Origin of the sequence: Pararoseomonas baculiformis, assembly GCF_017813395.1 — a bacterium.
Lineage (GTDB): Bacteria > Pseudomonadota > Alphaproteobacteria > Acetobacterales > Acetobacteraceae > Roseomonas > Roseomonas baculiformis.
In genome coordinates this window covers 427014-441378 of sequence record NZ_JAGIZB010000001.1, presented here as the reverse complement: position 1 = coordinate 441378, position 14365 = coordinate 427014, and the positions used below count along the sequence as shown (strand labels likewise).

Genomic DNA, 14365 nt, shown 5'->3' with positions numbered 1-14365 from the left:
GATCAGCGCCATCATCGCGAACCTCCCCATCCCCGGCTTCGTCCTGCCGCGGCTGCCCCAACCACCAGGGGCCCCCTTCCGTAACCCCGCGTATCGCGGGCATGCGCCCGGGAAACCCTGGCGCGGGCCGGATGCTTCCTGCGGCGTCACCGGCGAAGCCGCTGACGATGGAGGTCCCACGATGCACAAGCCCACGCTCCTGGCCGCAGCCCTGGCCCTGACCAGCGCCGCCGGCATGGCCCTGGCACAGCCCGCCCCCGGCACATCCACCGCGCCGACGCCCCCGGCGAACCAGGCCCAGACCCAGCCTACGGCGCAGGGCCAGGCCCAGCCCACAACGCAGGGCCAGACCCAGGCCCAGCCGTCCGCCGCGGCCACCCCCTCGCAGTCCGGGCCTGGCCAGCGTGGGCCGGGCGCCGAAGGCGGCGGGTCCGGCATGGTGGATGGACGTGGCCCCGGTTCCGAGGGGCGTGGCCCGCGCATGAGGGAGGGGAGCGTTCCAGGGCCTGACGGCCACGCCCCCTGGATGATGGGCCCCTATGCCTATCAACACGGGGGCATGATGCATCCCCATCACCGCCCGCCCCGCCCCTCCCGCGCGGCCAGCTTCCATGTGGAGAGCGGCAACTCCGAGGTGCATGTCCGCTGCGCCGAGGGCGAGCCGACCCGCGCCTGCGTCGATGCCGCCATCGTGCTGCTCGACAAGCTGGCGACCATGCCGGCCCGCTGAGGTCGGGCCCCGGGCTCAGCCAGGGGCCGGGCATCTCCCGGCCCCTGCTTGCGTCATCGTGATCCCGTCGCAGGGCAAGCCGGCAAGGCGGGGATGCTAGGGCAGGCAGGCGCAGCGGAACCGCCCGCTGCCGGAACCGGAGGACGATCCGATCCGCCTGCTCCCGATCCTCGCAGCCCTGCTGGCTGCCAGCCCCGCCATGTCTCAGGCCCAGCACCAGGCCGGGGCACAGCCTGCCCCGGATGGCATCCAGTGGGAGGATGGAAAGCCCAGCCTGCGTCTGGGGGCCTTCACCCTGGAGCCCCTGGTGCGGCTTGATGCGGATGCCGGTTCCTTCTTCGGCCAGGACCGCACGGGAGGCTATCGCAGCGGCGTCAATCTCCGCCGCGGGCGCCTGGGGCTGGAAGCCGGGCTGGGGGAGGATTTCACCGCCCGCTTCATCTGGGAATTCGGCGGTTCCAGCCCGAACGACTACAACAACATCTACGAGGCACAGCTCGCCTATACGGGGCTGGGCTGGGGCACCATCCGCATCGGCGCCTTCCAGCCACAGCACCTGCCCGAATATGCCGGATCTTCCTTCGACCTGCCCTTCATGGAACGGGCCGCCATCTCCAACATCGCGGCCAGCCTGGCGAGTGGCAGCACGCGGCTGGCAGCCGGGCTTGAGGCGCGTGGTGGCTTCGGGGAAGGGGGGGCGCGGTGGAATGCCAGCGCCTATCTCACGGGCGGCGTCGCCTCCACCCCGCATGACCACCGGCAGCGCGGCGTCGCCGGCCGCGCCGTGGCGCTGCTGCCGGAATGGTCCGGCCTGCAGCTGCAGGTCGGGCTGAACGGCGCGGCCCAGTTCCACCCTGGCACCAGCCCGGGGCCGGAAAGCATCCGCCTGCGGGACTACCCCGAGCTGCGCATCGATTCCCGCCGCTTCCTGGACAGCGGCACCATCCGCGCCGGCAGCGCCTGGGCCGCAGGCCCCGAGCTCGCTGGCCGGATGGGGCCGCTCTATGTCGAGGCCCTGTGGCAGCGCGTGGAAGTGGATGCGGCCACCGGCCCCGCCCGCCGATACGAGGGCTGGTATGCCGAAGCGGCCTTCCCACTCCTCGGCAAGCCCCGCGAGCGCTCGGACGAAACCGGCATCTGGAAGCGCCCCAAGCCCGATGGCGGTATGGGTGGGTTGGAACTGGCCGCCCGCTACAGCGTCGCGGATCTGAGGGACGGGGACGGCGGCGCCCGGCAGGATATCTGGACCATCGGCCTGACCTGGTTCCCGACCGACAAGCTGCGCTTCGGGATCCAGTACGAGAATGGCCGCACGAAGCTGGCGGATGGAAACCGCGACTTCCAGGCCGTCGGGCTTCGCGCGGCCTTCAATCTCTGATGCCGGGTTCCCGGAGTGGGTCCTGCCCTCTCCGGACCTCACCCGCCAGGGGCCCTGCCGCGCGGCGCGGAAGGGCCCGGCTCAGCAGCCGCCGGGAATGGCTTCCAGCGTTTCCAGCCGCCCGTTCACCGAGAACTCGCCGAAATCCATGTTCAGCTCGTCCGCCACGCCGTTGGCGTAGTAGCGCAGCCCCACCTCGTAATCCGGGGATGAGGCGCCGCCGCCATTGCTGTCCTTGCCGAAGAAGGCGATCCGCATGCGGCCGCTTTCCTGGTTGGCCAGCAGCGGGAAGCGCGCCTTGGCGTCCGCATCCCGGCCCCATTGGGAGAGGATGGTGGTGCTGTCCTGCGCCCCGTCATCGCTGGTGCCGTCCATCAGGGGCACGTTGAGGATCCGCTGGTTGGCCCGCGCGGCCTCGATGGCGCGGATGGTGTGCGCCATGGGCAGCAGCGTGCCCGCCGGCAGGGTTTCCTGCGAGGGGCGGGGGTTTTCATAGGTGGCCGTGCCGGAGCCATCGGGCTGCAGCACCGCCTCGCCGGAGACGCGGTTGCTGACCGCCCCCGCCGTCATCTGGGTGAGGGAGAAGCGCAGCCGGCGCCCGTCCTTGCTTTCCCAGGTGGAGTAGTCCGAGGCGGTTTCGAGCGTCTGCCCGTCCCGGTCCTGCAGGCGCATGGTCAGGCGCTGGCGGCTGGCCCAGCCATCACAGGCGTCCAGCACCTCGAAGAGCATCGCGCCCTCGGCCCGCGCCACGTCCGAATTGTCCCGCGCCTTGTCGAAGCTCAGGCGATAGGCGGCGCGGTGCGCCACCATGTCCTGGGCGCCGGGCAGGGCGGCCGGGGCCTGGCTGGCCACCGGGGCGGTAGGCTGGGCGGGGGCCGGCCCGGCAAGGGCCAGGGCCGCGCCCAGGGTGAAGGTTGCAGCGAGGAAGGAGCGCAGGCGCATCGAGGAGCCTTTCCGGTTCGCCTTCTGACTTAGGCGTTCTTCGGCGCTGTTGCACCCTTCGCCGCATCCTTCGCGGGCGGAAGGTCCGGCTTGATGTGCAGTTCCTTCCAGCGGCCGGGCTCCACGGTGCTCGGCGCCCCCATCATCAGGTCCTCGCCCTGCTGGTTCATAGGGTACATGTTGACCTCGCGCAGGTTCGGCTCCTCGGCCAGGAGCATCACGATCCGGTCGATGCCGGCCGCCATGCCGCCATGCGGGGGGGCGCCGTAGCGGAAGGCGTTCAGCATGCCGCCGAACCGCTCCTCCACCGCGCTTTCCGGGTAACCCGCCATGCCGAAGGCCTTCACCATGATTTCGGCCTTGTGGTTGCGGATGGCGCCCGAGGCCATTTCATAGCCGTTGCAGACGATGTCGTACTGGAAGGCCGGGATGGTCAGCGGGTCCTGGCTCTCCAGCGCCGCCATCTCGCCCTGGGGCATGGAGAAGGGGTTGTGGGAGAAGTCGATCTGCCCCGTCTCCTCGTTCAGCTCGAACATCGGGAAATCGACGATCCAGCAGAAGCGGAACACGTCCTTCTCGATCAGTTCCAGTTCCTGGCCGATGCGGGTGCGGACGGTGCCGGCGAACTTCGCGGCCTCATCCACCTTGCCGGCCGCGAAGAACACCGCATCCCCTGGCCCGATGCCGCAGGCGGCGCGGATGGCCTCCACCCGCTCCGGCTCCAGGTTCTTGGCGATCGGGCCCTTCGCGCCCTCGGCGTCGAAGGCGATGTAGCCCAGGCCCCCGGCACCCTGGGCCCGCGCCCACTCGTTCAGCTTGTCGAAGAAACCGCGCGGCTTGCCGCCCGCGCCCGGGGCCGGGATGGCGCGCACCACGCCACCCGAAGCCGCGATCCTGGCGAAGAGCCCGAAGCCGGAGCCGGCGAACTGCTCCGTCACGTCCCGGATGATCAGCGGGTTGCGGAGATCCGGCTTGTCCGAGCCATAGTCCAGCATTGCCTGGGCATAGGGGATGCGGCGCCAGGGGCCCTCATCCATCCCGCGCCCCGCGGCGAAGGCCTCGAAGGTGCCGCGCATGACGGGCTCCATGGTCTGGAACACGTCCTCCTGCGTGACGAAGCTCATCTCCACGTCGAGCTGGTAGAACATCAGCGTGCGGTCGGCCCGGCCCGCCTCGTCGCGGAAGCAGGGGGCGATTTGGAAGTAGCGGTCGAAGCCCGCCACCATGGTCAGCTGCTTGAACTGCTGCGGCGCCTGGGGCAGCGCGTAGAATTTGCCGGGGTGCAGGCGGGCGGGGACGAGGAAGTCGCGGGCTCCTTCCGGCGAGCTGCTGGTCAGGATCGGTGTCTGGAACTCGTTGAACCCGGCGGAGATCATCCGCTCCCGGATGTCATGGATGACCCTGGCGCGAAGGATCATGTTCCGCTGCAGGCGCTCGCGCCGCAGGTCGAGGAAGCGGTAGCGCAGCCGCATCTCCTCCGGCGCGTCGTCATCGGTGGCCACCTGGAAGGGCAGGACATCGGCGGCGGACTGCACCACCAGTTCGCGCACGCGCAGCTCGATCTCGCCCGTGGCCAGGCGCGGGTTCACGGTGGAGGGCTCGCGCGCCACCACCTCGCCGGTCACCGTGATCACGCTCTCCGGCCGCACGCCATCGGCGGCCGCGAAGACCTCGGAACCCTGCGGGATCACGCACTGGGTCAGGCCGTAATGGTCGCGCAGATCGATGAAGAGCAGGCCGCCATGGTCCCGCTTGCGGTGCACCCAGCCGGAAAGCCGGACGGTCTGGCCGGCATCGGCGGCGCGGAGGGCGCCACAGGTATGGGTGCGATAGGCGTGCATGGGGCAGGGAACCTGAACTGGCTTTGGGGTCTGGGAATGCGTTCGGGGCGGCAAGAGGGGCAGGCAGCCTCCCCCTGTCAACCCCGGAGCAGCACCCGCCCCAGGCCTCAGGCCCGCCCGGCCGTATCCACCAGCAGCAGCGGGTCCACCTTCAGCTTCGCCAGGGCCCGGCGCCACTTCGCGTCCTGGTCCTCCTCGGTGAAGAGGATGGCCTCGTCCGGGGAGACGGATAGCCAGGCGTTATGGGCGATCTCGCTTTCCAGCTGGCCCGGGCCCCAGCCGGCATAACCCAGGGCCAGCAAGCCCTGGCGCGGACCCTCGCCGCTGGCGATGGCCTTCAGGATGTCCACGCTGGCCGTGAGGGCGAAGCCGCCCTCGATGGTCAGGCTGCCCTCGCTGGACCAGTCCTGGGTATGCAGGACGAATCCCCGGCCGCCCTCCACGGGCCCGCCGGCATGCAGCCGGATCCGGCGCTGGGGCGGGATGGGGGTGACGTCCAGCTGCTTCAGCAGCTCGTCGAAGGTCAGGTTCTCGATGGCGCGGTTCAGCACGATGCCCATCGCGCCCTCGGGCGAGTGGGCGCAGAGGCAGATCACGCTTCGGGCGAAGCGCGGGTCCTCCATGCTGGGCATGGCGATCAGGATCTGGCCGCCGAGCCAGCCCTCCTCCGCCGGGCCGGGCTTGGCCATGCGGGAAAGCTGGATGGGAGGGGCCTGCTCCTCCTGATCATCCATCTCCTCGAACTCGTCCTCATCCTCGATCGGGGGCGGGGGAGCCTTGTCCTTCGTGCGCCGGGTCATGACCGGAAGATGGCGGCAGGGAAGGGGTGCTGCAACCCGCTTGTGCCGCATTGCGCAGCCGCGTGTTGACAGGAAGGGGAAACGGGCGCCGAAACTGCCCCCCTGTTCCTGAGGACCCCCATGCCTATCCAGACCGGCGACGCCATTCCCTCCACCAAGATCATGCAGGCCACCCCGGAAGGCCCGAAGGAGGTGGACACCGCCACCCTCCTCGGCAGTGGGACCGTGGTGCTCTTCGGCGTGCCGGGGGCCTTCACCCCCACCTGCTCCGCCCGCCACCTGCCCGGCTTCGTCCAGCAGGCCGCGGCGCTGAAGGCCAAGGGCGTGGACACCGTGGCCTGCGTCTCGGTGAACGACGCCTTCGTCATGGCGGCCTGGGGCCGTGACCAGGGCGTGCAGGACGAGTTGCTGCTGCTGGCCGATGGCTCCGGCGCCTTCATCAAGGCCCTGGGCCTGGAAATGGACCTGACCGCCCGCGGCATGGGCGTGCGTTCCCAGCGCTTCGCCCTGGTCGCGAAGGACGGGAAGGTGAGCTACCTGGGCGTGGAGCAGCCGGGCGCCTTCGAGGTGAGCAGCGCCGAGGCCGTGTTGGCCAAGCTATGAACAACCCCGCCAACTGGGGCCTCTTCGCCTGGCAGGCGGGCTGGGTCTTCACCCTGCGAAGCCTGGACCTGATGGCCCGCCCCGATAGTTCCGGGGCGGAGCTGGCCCGGATGGCGATCGAGAAGCAGAAGGCCTTCGCGGATGGCTGGATCGCGGCCGGACATGCCGCGATGCGGGGCGAAAGCCCGGCCGCGGTGATGGAGGCGGCGGCCAAGCCGGCCCGCCGCCGCGTTTCCGCCAACCTGCGGACGCTGCGCCGCAAGGGTTGAGGCGCAACCCGCCCTCGGTGCCCGGCGCTTCATCGGCTCCGGCACACAAGGAGCGGCGGGATGGTCCTTCAGGGCAAGCGGGCCTTCATCACGGGCGCGGATTCCGGCATCGGGCAGGCCATCGCGGTGGCCTTCGCCCGGGCGGGGGCGGACCTCGCCATCACCTTCCACACGGATGAGGCGGGCGCGGGCGAAACCGCCCGGCGTATCGAATCCGCGGGCCGGCGAGCCTTCACCACCCGGCTGGACGTGATGGATTCCCGTGCGGTCGATGCGGCCTTCGATGCTGCCCGCAGCGCGCTGGGCGGGCTGGACATCCTGGTGAACAATGCCGGCAAGGGCATGGGTGGCAAGAAGCCCGTGGCCGAGCTGGCGGATGAGGATGCGGAAGTGGTGATCCGCACCAACCTCTTCGGCCCGCTCTGGTGCTGCCGCGCCTTCCTGCGCGGCAACCCGCCGGAGGGCAGCAAGATCATCAACATCACCTCCGTCGCCCAGCACCTGCCGACGGATGAGAGCGCGCCCTATGGCATGTCCAAGGCCGGGCTGGGCTCGCTGGTCCGCAGCCTTTCGGTGGAGCTGGCACCGAGGAAGATCAACGTTGTGGGCATCGCTCCCGGTCTGATCCAGACCCCCATGACCCAGGAGCGGCTGGACGACCCCGCCAAGCGCGAGGCCTCCTTCAAGGAAATCCCCTGGCACCGCGCCGGCCAGCCAGAGGAGATCGCCAAGCTGGCGCTGTTCCTGGCCAGCCCCGATGCCGAATACATCACCGGCCAGACCGTGGTGATGGATGGCGGGCTGACGATGAACTGGGGCGGGGCCTAGATGGCCCCGCCGAGGCATCAGGCCTTGACGACGCCGCGATAACGGTAGCGGTCGCTCATCGGGCCGGTATCCAGCCCCGTTACCGCGGCGCGGGTGACAGAGTTCTCGATCAGCTGGAAAAGCATCACGAAGGGGCTCTCGCGCTGGCTCTCGCGCTGCAGCTCCTCATACATCGCGGTCCGCTTCGCGGCGTCGGTTTCCTTTCGCGCCGCCAGGGTGCGGGCGCTCAGCTCGGGGATCGGCCAGCTCGCCCGCCAGGCGAGCGTCTTGTTCCGGGCATCCTCACCATTGTCGGTGTTGATGAGGAAGGCCTCGGCATTGGTGTTCGGATCGAAATAGTCGCTGCCCCACTGCACCAGCGCGATCTCGTGCTGGCGCGCGCGGGTGCGGCTGACCACCTGCCGGCTGTCGCCGGGATTCATCCGCAGGCGGATGCCGATCTGCGCGAGATTGGCCTGGATGGCCTGGGCGATGTCCATGAAGGGCGCCTCGGCCGTGAAGTCGAAGCTGGCCTCGAAGCCCTCGGCCAGGCCAGCCTTGGCCATCAGCGCCCGCGCGGCCGCCAGGTCCTGCCGGAAGGGCGTGTCGGCCAGCGCGCCGGGCAGGCCCTGCGGCAGGAAGCTCTGGTTGATCGCGTAGGTGGTGGGCACGATGTTCCGGCGAATGCCCTCGTAGTCCACCGCCATCTTGATGGCCTGCCGCACCTCCGGCCGGGCGAATGCCTGCACCTTCTGGCTCAGGGACAGGTACATCACGCTCGCCCGCCGCTGGGCGTGCAGCCTGTAGCGCGAATCCTCCGAAACCTGCCGGATCTGCTCCGCCCCGAGATTACGGACGATGTCGAAATCCCCGCGCTGGAGGCCGAGGAGCTGCACGGAAGGATCAGCCACGTGGCGGATGATGACGCGACGTGTCGCGGGCGCCTCGGTGGCGTGAGGGTTCGCCTCCATGACGATGCTCTCATTCGCCCGCCAGGCGCGCAGCATATAGGGGCCGGAGCCGGCCGTATTGGCCTTGAGCCAGGCATTGCCGAGGTCATCGCCCCGGGCATTGCCCATGGCCGCCGCCTTCTCGATCACGCTGCCGACCACGGCGGACAGGCAGAAGAGCAGGAAGCTGGGCGCCGTCGGCTCGGCGGTCTCGAGGACCAGGGTGCGCGGATCGGTCGCGCGGATCCGCTCGGCCACGTTGTCCCGGGTGAAGCCGAACTGGTTGATGATGAAGGCGGGCGACTTGTTGAGGATCACCGCGCGCTGGAGCGACCAGGCGGCGTCCTCCGCGGTGACGGGCTTGCCGGAGGCAAAGCGTGGGCCGTCCTTCATCCGGAAGGTGAAGCGCCGGCTGTCATCCGACACGGCCCAGCTCTCGGCCAGCTCCCCGGTCAGGCGGGCCGGGTCGTTGTTCGGCGTGGTCACCAGCTTCTGGTAAACATTGCCGCAGATCTCGGCCCCGCTCCATTCGAAGCTCTCACCGGGATCGACGCTGGTCAGGTCGCTGATCTGCTTGGCAACGACCAGGACGCCGGCGGGGGTCTGCGCGAAGGCGGGACCGGCCTGGTGCAGCGCCGCGCCGACGGCGGAGGCTTGCAGGACGGCACGTCGGGTCAGCGGCATTTTATGATCTCTCCCGGAACGACAGGGGATAGTAGCGGCCGGCAGGGTGGGGGCAAGCGCGCAAGGCTCGCCCCTTCCGCGTCAGCGCAGCGGCGAATCCGCCGGCACGCCCTCGGGCAGCTGGCTGCCGCTGCGCCAGCGATGCGTGCCGGAGCCATAGGCGACGATCTTGCCGTCCGGCCCGCGCACCTCGGTGCTGGTGAAGAAGATGTTGCGGCCGGCGGTGACCACCCGGCCCTCCGCCGTGATGCGCCCCTCTGTCACCTGGCCGGTGAAGCGGGTGTTCAGATCCAGCGTCACGCCGCGCCGGACATTGCCGGGCACGGTGCAGAACATCCCGGCATAGGCGCCGGCCTGGTCCACCAGGGCGAGCAGCACGCCGCCATGCAGGACGCCGCTGCGGTTGAAGTGCTTGCGCTCCACCACCAGGGCCAGGCGCGCGAAGCCGTCGCGCCATTCATCCACGGTGATGCCGAGAAGGTCGTGAAAAGGGGCGGTGTCTTCCATGGCCCCGTGCGTATCGCGGTTCAGGCGATCTGCAAATCCTGCAGCGCCGCTTCCAGCTCCTGAAAGCTGGGCATATAGGCGGAAGGGGCCATCTTCCGCCCGGTTTCCACGGAAACCTGCGGCGCGTTGCCGTGCAGATGCGCCACCAGCACGGCGCGGATCACCTCGAAATACTTGGTTTCCTCATCCACCACCCCCTTCAGCCGGGCGGCCATGGGGCCCATCACGCCATAGGCCAGCAGCACCCCCAGGAAGGTGCCCACCAGCGCGCCGCCGATCATGCCGCCCAGCACGGTGGGTGGCTGGTCGATGGAGGCCATGGTCTTGATCACCCCCAGCACCGCCGCGACGATCCCCAGCGCAGGCAGCGCATCCGCCATGCTCTGCATCGCGTGGGAGGGGTGCATCTCCTCCTCCTTCAGCTTCTTCAGCTCCCGCGCCATCACATCCTCGATCTGGTGCGGGTCATCGGCATTCATGCCGACCATCCGCAGGTAGTCGCAGATCATCGCCACGGCGTGGTGGTTGGCCTTGATCTTCGGGAACTTGTTGAAGGCCGGGCTGTCCTCCGGCTTCTCGATATGCGCTTCCAGCGCCATGGCGCCCTTGGTCTGCACCAGCCGCACGAACCAGTAGAGCAGCGACAGCATCTCCACGTAGTCGGACTTGTGGTAGCGCGCGCCCTTGAAGATCTTCCCGAAGCCGGCGAGCGTGTGCTTCACGTCATGCATCGAGTTGGACATGACGAAGGCGCCGACCGCCGCGCCACCAATCATCAGCCCTTCCAGCGGCAGGGCGTGCAGGATGATGTCGAACTTGCCTCCGGCCAAGGTGTAGCCGCCGAAGACCGTGACCATCATCAGGACGAAGCCGATGACCGTGGTCACGGTGCCGGGTTCTCCCGCAGCAGCAGCACGGAGACGCGGCGGTTGGCGGCGTTCTGCGGGTTCTCGGGCATCAGCGGCTCGCGCCCGGCCAGGCCAGTGACGCTGCGGATGCGCGCTTCCGCCACGCCGCCCTCGGTCAGGAGGCGCCGCGTGGCATTGGCGCGCTCGGCCGAGAGATCCCAGTTGGAGCGTGCCCCCGGGCGGAAGGGGGTGGCATCGGTATGGCCGGTGATGGCCACGGCATGCGGCACGCGGTTGATCACCGCCGCGACCTTGGCCAGCAGCGCGCGGAGCTTTTCCGATGGCGCATTGCCGCCCAGGGCGAACATGGGTTCTCGTTCCCCGTCCAGCAGCTGTATGCGCAAGCCCTCGGGCACCTGCTCCACCCGGAGCTGGCGTGCCAGATCGGCCAGGGTGGGGTCTTCCCGCACCGCGGCCCGGATCTGCTCGGCCATGCGGTCCATTGCGTCGCGCTCGCGCCGTGCCAGCTCCTCCCGCAGCGCCTCGGCGGAGGCCTGGGCGAGCCCTGCCTGGTTCTCGCCGGGGCCAGTGCCGGGGGGTGCGTGCTGCGCCATCAGCCGCGCGGGGGTGGCGATCTCGTCATCCCCCTTGGGCCCCTCCCGCCGCTCCACCGGGCTGGCGGGGCTGTCGCTGTCATCCTCCTCCAGGTCGAAGATGACGGGGCGCGGGCCGGTCTCCACACGCATGGAGGAGGCATTGGAGGCGAGCTGGCCCGATTCGTTCGGCGTGCGACCGCCGAAGGGCTGGCCGGAGCCGCTGGCGCGCTGGCCCATGACATTGGTCGGGTTGAAGTAGTCGGCCAGGCCGCGGCGCTGCTCCTCCGTGGTGGCGTTCAGCAGCCACATCAGGAGGAAGAAGGCCATCATCGCCGTGACGAAATCGGCATAGGCGACCTTCCAGGCGCCGCCATGATGGCCGCCTTCCCCGCCCTCCTCCTTCCGGATGACGATGGTCGTGCCTTCGCCCCTGCCTCTCGCCACGGCCCCGCACCCGCTGCCCGGGTGCAGGGTGACTCCGGGACGTTAAGGCGCGGTTGATGCCGCGCCCTCAGCCGCGGGGAAGGCAGGCCTCGGCCAGCAGGCGGAAGGCGGCGGCGCGGTGGCTGATGGCGTGCTTCCGGGCCGGATCCATCTCGGCGAAGCTCTGGGCCTCGCCGGCGGGCACGAAGATCGGGTCGTAGCCGAAGCCCTTCTCCCCGCGCGGTGGCCAGACCCATTCGCCATGGGCCTCGCCCAGGAAGGCCTCCACATGCCCATCCGGCCAGGCCAGGGCGAGGGCGCAGGAGAACCAGGCCTTCCGGTCCGGCGAATGCCGGGCCAGCCGCTCCACCTTCGCCATCGCGGCGGCATAGTCCCGGGTGCCATCCGGCTGCTCCGCCCAATCGGCGGTATGGACGCCTGGCGCGCCGTCCAGGGCTGCGACGGAGAAGCCGGAATCATCGGCCATGGAGACCATCCCGCTCGCGCGGGCGGCGGCCAGCGCCTTCAGCGTGGCATTGCCGATGAAGCTGGTCTCGGTCTCCTCCGGCACGGGCAAGCCCAGCTCGCCCGCCGTCACCACCTCGATCCCGTGCCCGGCGAGCAGCGCGGCATTCTCCCGCGCCTTGCCCGCATTATGGGTGGCAAGGCAGAGGCGCTTCTCCGCCAGCAGCCGGCGTGTCACAGCCCCACCGCCACGCGCTGGGCCGCGAAGAGCTCCGCCGTGCCCTTGCGGGCCAGGGCGAGAAGGCCTGTCAGCTCCGCCTCGGAGAAGGGCGCGCCCTCGGCTGTGGCCTGGATCTCCACGATCCCGCCGGTGCCGGTCATGACGAAATTGCCATCCGTATGGGCGCTGCTGTCCTCGGCATAGTCGAGGTCGAGCACCGGCTTGCCCTGGTGGATCCCGCAGGAAATGGCGGCCACCTGGTCCCGCAGCGGGTTGGTGGACATGATGTTGGAGCGCATGCAGTGCTGCAGGGCCAGGTGCAGCGCCACCCAGGCGCCGGTGATGGCGGCGCAGCGCGTGCCGCCATCGGCCGTCAGCACGTCGCAATCCAGCACGATGGACACCTCGCCCATCGCCTTCAGGTCGGTCACGGCGCGGAGCGACCGGCCGATCAGGCGCTGGATTTCCTGGGTGCGGCCGGACTGCTTTCCGCGCGCCGCCTCGCGGTCGCCGCGCGTATGGGTGGCGCGGGGCAGCATGCCGTATTCGGCGGTGACCCAGCCCTGGCCCTTGCCGCGCAGGAAGGGGGGCACACGTCCCTCGACGCTGGCGGTGCAGAGAACCTCGGTCACGCCCATGCGGATGAGGCAGGAGCCCTCCGCGTGGCGGGCGAAGCCCGGCTCGAGCTTCAGCTCCCGGAGCTGGTCGGCGGCGCGCCCTGAGGGGCGAGCCCAGGCGGGGATGTCGGACATTCGGCGGGCCTCTCCTGGCAGGGAGGCGGGAGGAACACGCCCTGCGCAGCCCCTGTCAACGCCACCTCCGCCGCGCCGAGATCGGTGGGCGGCAGCCAAAGGGTCAGCATGGTGGCCCACGCCCCGGCGGAGGGAAGCCCGCGGCCGCCCCCGTTCCTCTCGCTCCCGCTCCTGTCCCGCGTGTCGCCCATGGCGCCCTCCGGCATACAGGCCCCTATTGGGCAGCCCCGCCTGAGACAGAAGAATGTCCCGGCTGTGACGGAATGTGGCAGCACGAGCTTGCGATCTGCTGAATGAAATCGGCTGCAAGTTGTTGTTTGCCGCGGCGTGGTGCGGATAAGCCACGGGAAGCCTTCGCCATGGATACGCTGCGTTGACGCTGCCCGGACCGCTCCCTAGCTTCTAGGGTCCAGAACCGTCACGGAGTGCAGGCACCGAATGGGCGCCCAGCCCAACCAGCGACCCGGCATCATTCCCCCCAAGGCCAGCCCGGCCGGCGTTTCCCTGCCTGGCCTTGACAGCCGCAGCGCGTCCATCCTTCGCCAGGTGGTGGAACTCTATGTCGAGACCGGGGAGCCTGTCGGCAGCCGCACCCTGTCCCGCCGCCTGCCGCTCTCCCTTTCTCCCGCCACGATCCGCAACGCCATGGCGGATCTGGAGGAGGCAGGGCTGCTCTACGCGCCCCACACCTCCGCCGGCCGCCTGCCGACCGAGCGCGGGCTTCGCCTCTTCGTGGACGGGCTGCTGGAATTCGGCGACCTGACCGAGGATGAGCGCGAGGCGATCGCCATCCGCTGCGCCGCCTCCGGCCGCTCCATGCAGGACACGCTGGCGGAGGCGGGGCAAATGCTGTCTGGCCTGGCCGGCGCCGCGGGCCTCGTGGTCGCGCCCCATGCGGAATCCAACATCCGCCATATCGAGTTCGTCGCCCTCGGCCCCGGCCGCGCGCTGGTGGTGCTGGTGGGCGACCGCGGGCAGGTGGAGAACCGCATCATCGAGGTGCCGCCCGGCCTGCCTGCCGGCGCGCTGGCCCAGGCGGGCAACTACCTCAACGCCCGGCTGAACGGCCGCACGCTGGACGACACGAGAAGCCTCGTCGAGGCCGAGATCGCGGCCAACCGCACGGCGCTGGACACGCTGACCAACCAGGTGGTCCAGTCCGGCCTCGCCACCTGGGCGGGCGGGGGAGGGGGCTCGCTCATCCTGCGCGGCCAGTCCCGCCTGCTGCAGAACCTGGACCAGGCGGCGCGGGTGGCGGAGATCCAGTCCCTCTTCGACCGGCTGGAGGCGCAGGAGACGATGCTGCGCCTGCTGGAACTGGCTCAGCGCGGCCAGGGCGTGCAGATCTTCATCGGCGCCGAAAGCGGCGTGTTCGACACTGCCGGGCTGTCGATGGTGGTGGCGCCCTTCCGCAACGGGCAGGAGAAGATCGTCGGCGCCATCGGGGTGATCGGGCCGACGCGGATCAACTACGGGCGCGTGATCCCGGTGGTGGATTACACGGCCCAGGTGATCGGGCGGATGCTGGGCTAGGGCCCTCGCGGGCGGAG

Annotated in this window: 15 protein-coding genes; 6 read left to right on the top strand and 9 right to left on the bottom strand. The window is 70.0% G+C overall.

From position 1 onward, the window contains the following. Positions 1-181: 181 nt before the first annotated feature. Both J8J14_RS01975 and J8J14_RS01970 read left to right on the top strand, forming a co-directional pair. Positions 182-730, top strand: a complete 549-nt coding sequence (locus J8J14_RS01975) for a hypothetical protein (protein WP_209377711.1) — start codon at positions 182-184, stop codon at positions 728-730. A 199-nt stretch (positions 731-929) separates the two neighbouring features. Continuing rightward, entirely contained in the window at positions 930-2108 is a 1179-nt protein-coding gene (locus tag J8J14_RS01970; RefSeq protein WP_209377710.1) for an OprO/OprP family phosphate-selective porin, read from the top strand. An 81-nt stretch (positions 2109-2189) separates the two neighbouring features. Here the strand turns inward: J8J14_RS01970 and J8J14_RS01965 are convergent, their stop codons facing one another. The 3 genes from J8J14_RS01965 to J8J14_RS01955 all read right to left on the bottom strand — a co-directional run bounded on the left by J8J14_RS01965 (position 2190) and on the right by J8J14_RS01955 (position 5691). Then, positions 2190-3050, bottom strand: coding sequence for a cell envelope integrity EipB family protein (locus tag J8J14_RS01965; RefSeq protein ID WP_209377709.1), 861 nt, complete (start codon positions 3048-3050; stop codon positions 2190-2192). A gap of 29 nt (positions 3051-3079) precedes the next feature. Continuing rightward, positions 3080-4891, bottom strand: coding sequence for an aspartate--tRNA ligase (aspS, locus tag J8J14_RS01960; protein WP_209377708.1), 1812 nt, complete (start codon positions 4889-4891; stop codon positions 3080-3082). Between the two features lie 107 nt (positions 4892-4998). Then, a complete protein-coding gene (locus J8J14_RS01955; RefSeq protein ID WP_456307501.1) occupies positions 4999-5691 on the bottom strand; it encodes a YqgE/AlgH family protein in 693 nt (230 codons plus the stop codon). 120 nt (positions 5692-5811) lie between these two features. On the opposite strand from J8J14_RS01955, the gene J8J14_RS01950 reads away from it, so the two are divergent. Genes J8J14_RS01950 through J8J14_RS01940 form a run of 3 tightly spaced genes read left to right on the top strand, consistent with a single transcriptional unit; the run spans position 5812 to position 7391 of the window. After that, positions 5812-6294, top strand: coding sequence for a peroxiredoxin (locus J8J14_RS01950; protein WP_209377707.1), 483 nt, complete (start codon positions 5812-5814; stop codon positions 6292-6294). Continuing rightward, entirely contained in the window at positions 6291-6563 is a 273-nt protein-coding gene (locus J8J14_RS01945; protein WP_209377706.1) for a hypothetical protein, read from the top strand. Before J8J14_RS01950 ends, J8J14_RS01945 begins: the two co-directional genes overlap by 4 nt. Before the next feature lie 60 nt (positions 6564-6623). Next, complete coding sequence (locus tag J8J14_RS01940; protein WP_209377705.1) at positions 6624-7391, top strand: SDR family NAD(P)-dependent oxidoreductase; 768 nt, start codon at positions 6624-6626, stop codon at positions 7389-7391. Between the two features lie 17 nt (positions 7392-7408). Here the strand turns inward: J8J14_RS01940 and J8J14_RS01935 are convergent, their stop codons facing one another. From J8J14_RS01935 to rph, 6 genes are all read right to left on the bottom strand, one after another. Continuing rightward, the gene (locus J8J14_RS01935) at positions 7409-9004 is read right to left on the bottom strand and encodes an ABC transporter substrate-binding protein (RefSeq protein WP_209377704.1); all 1596 of its coding nucleotides are present in this window, start codon (positions 9002-9004) and stop codon (positions 7409-7411) included. An 81-nt stretch (positions 9005-9085) separates the two neighbouring features. Further along, on the bottom strand, positions 9086-9511 hold the full coding sequence (locus tag J8J14_RS01930; protein ID WP_209377703.1) for a PaaI family thioesterase: 426 nt from the start codon (positions 9509-9511) through the stop codon (positions 9086-9088). A 20-nt stretch (positions 9512-9531) separates the two neighbouring features. Further along, positions 9532-10398: a flagellar motor stator protein MotA gene (gene motA / locus J8J14_RS01925; RefSeq protein WP_209377702.1), complete on the bottom strand. Its 867-nt coding sequence runs from the start codon at positions 10396-10398 to the stop codon at positions 9532-9534. Then, positions 10395-11399 carry a flagellar motor protein MotB gene (locus tag J8J14_RS01920; protein ID WP_209377701.1) on the bottom strand — a complete coding sequence of 335 codons (1005 nt, stop codon included), beginning with the start codon at positions 11397-11399 and terminating at the stop codon, positions 10395-10397. Before J8J14_RS01920 ends, motA begins: the two co-directional genes overlap by 4 nt. A gap of 67 nt (positions 11400-11466) precedes the next feature. Next, the gene (locus J8J14_RS01915; protein WP_209377700.1) at positions 11467-12081 is read right to left on the bottom strand and encodes a non-canonical purine NTP pyrophosphatase; all 615 of its coding nucleotides are present in this window, start codon (positions 12079-12081) and stop codon (positions 11467-11469) included. Beyond that, positions 12078-12815: a ribonuclease PH gene (gene rph, locus J8J14_RS01910; RefSeq protein WP_209377699.1), complete on the bottom strand. Its 738-nt coding sequence runs from the start codon at positions 12813-12815 to the stop codon at positions 12078-12080. Before rph ends, J8J14_RS01915 begins: the two co-directional genes overlap by 4 nt. Positions 12816-13253: 438 nt before the next feature. Here rph and hrcA point away from each other — a divergent pair, with 438 nt between their 5' ends. Further along, positions 13254-14348 carry a heat-inducible transcriptional repressor HrcA gene (gene hrcA, locus J8J14_RS01905; RefSeq protein WP_209377698.1) on the top strand — a complete coding sequence of 365 codons (1095 nt, stop codon included), beginning with the start codon at positions 13254-13256 and terminating at the stop codon, positions 14346-14348. Positions 14349-14365 lie beyond the last annotated feature (17 nt).

Excerpts from the sequence above, each read along its gene's own strand:
- J8J14_RS01965 (WP_209377709.1), bottom strand. The coding sequence starts at position 3,050 with ATGCGCCTGCGCTCCTTCCTCGCTGCAACCTTCACCCTGGGCGCGGCC.
- J8J14_RS01930 (WP_209377703.1), bottom strand. The coding sequence starts at position 9,511 with ATGGAAGACACCGCCCCTTTTCACGACCTTCTCGGCATCACCGTGGAT.
- rph (WP_209377699.1), bottom strand. The coding sequence starts at position 12,815 with ATGTCCGACATCCCCGCCTGGGCTCGCCCCTCAGGGCGCGCCGCCGAC.
- J8J14_RS01945 (WP_209377706.1), top strand. The coding sequence starts at position 6,291 with ATGAACAACCCCGCCAACTGGGGCCTCTTCGCCTGGCAGGCGGGCTGG.
- J8J14_RS01970 (WP_209377710.1), top strand. The coding sequence starts at position 930 with ATGTCTCAGGCCCAGCACCAGGCCGGGGCACAGCCTGCCCCGGATGGC.
- J8J14_RS01955 (WP_456307501.1), bottom strand. The coding sequence starts at position 5,691 with ATGACCCGGCGCACGAAGGACAAGGCTCCCCCGCCCCCGATCGAGGAT.
- J8J14_RS01935 (WP_209377704.1), bottom strand. The coding sequence starts at position 9,004 with ATGCCGCTGACCCGACGTGCCGTCCTGCAAGCCTCCGCCGTCGGCGCG.
- hrcA (WP_209377698.1), top strand. The coding sequence starts at position 13,254 with ATGGGCGCCCAGCCCAACCAGCGACCCGGCATCATTCCCCCCAAGGCC.
- aspS (WP_209377708.1), bottom strand. The coding sequence starts at position 4,891 with ATGCACGCCTATCGCACCCATACCTGTGGCGCCCTCCGCGCCGCCGAT.
- J8J14_RS01975 (WP_209377711.1), top strand. The coding sequence starts at position 182 with ATGCACAAGCCCACGCTCCTGGCCGCAGCCCTGGCCCTGACCAGCGCC.
- J8J14_RS01950 (WP_209377707.1), top strand. The coding sequence starts at position 5,812 with ATGCCTATCCAGACCGGCGACGCCATTCCCTCCACCAAGATCATGCAG.
- J8J14_RS01940 (WP_209377705.1), top strand. The coding sequence starts at position 6,624 with ATGGTCCTTCAGGGCAAGCGGGCCTTCATCACGGGCGCGGATTCCGGC.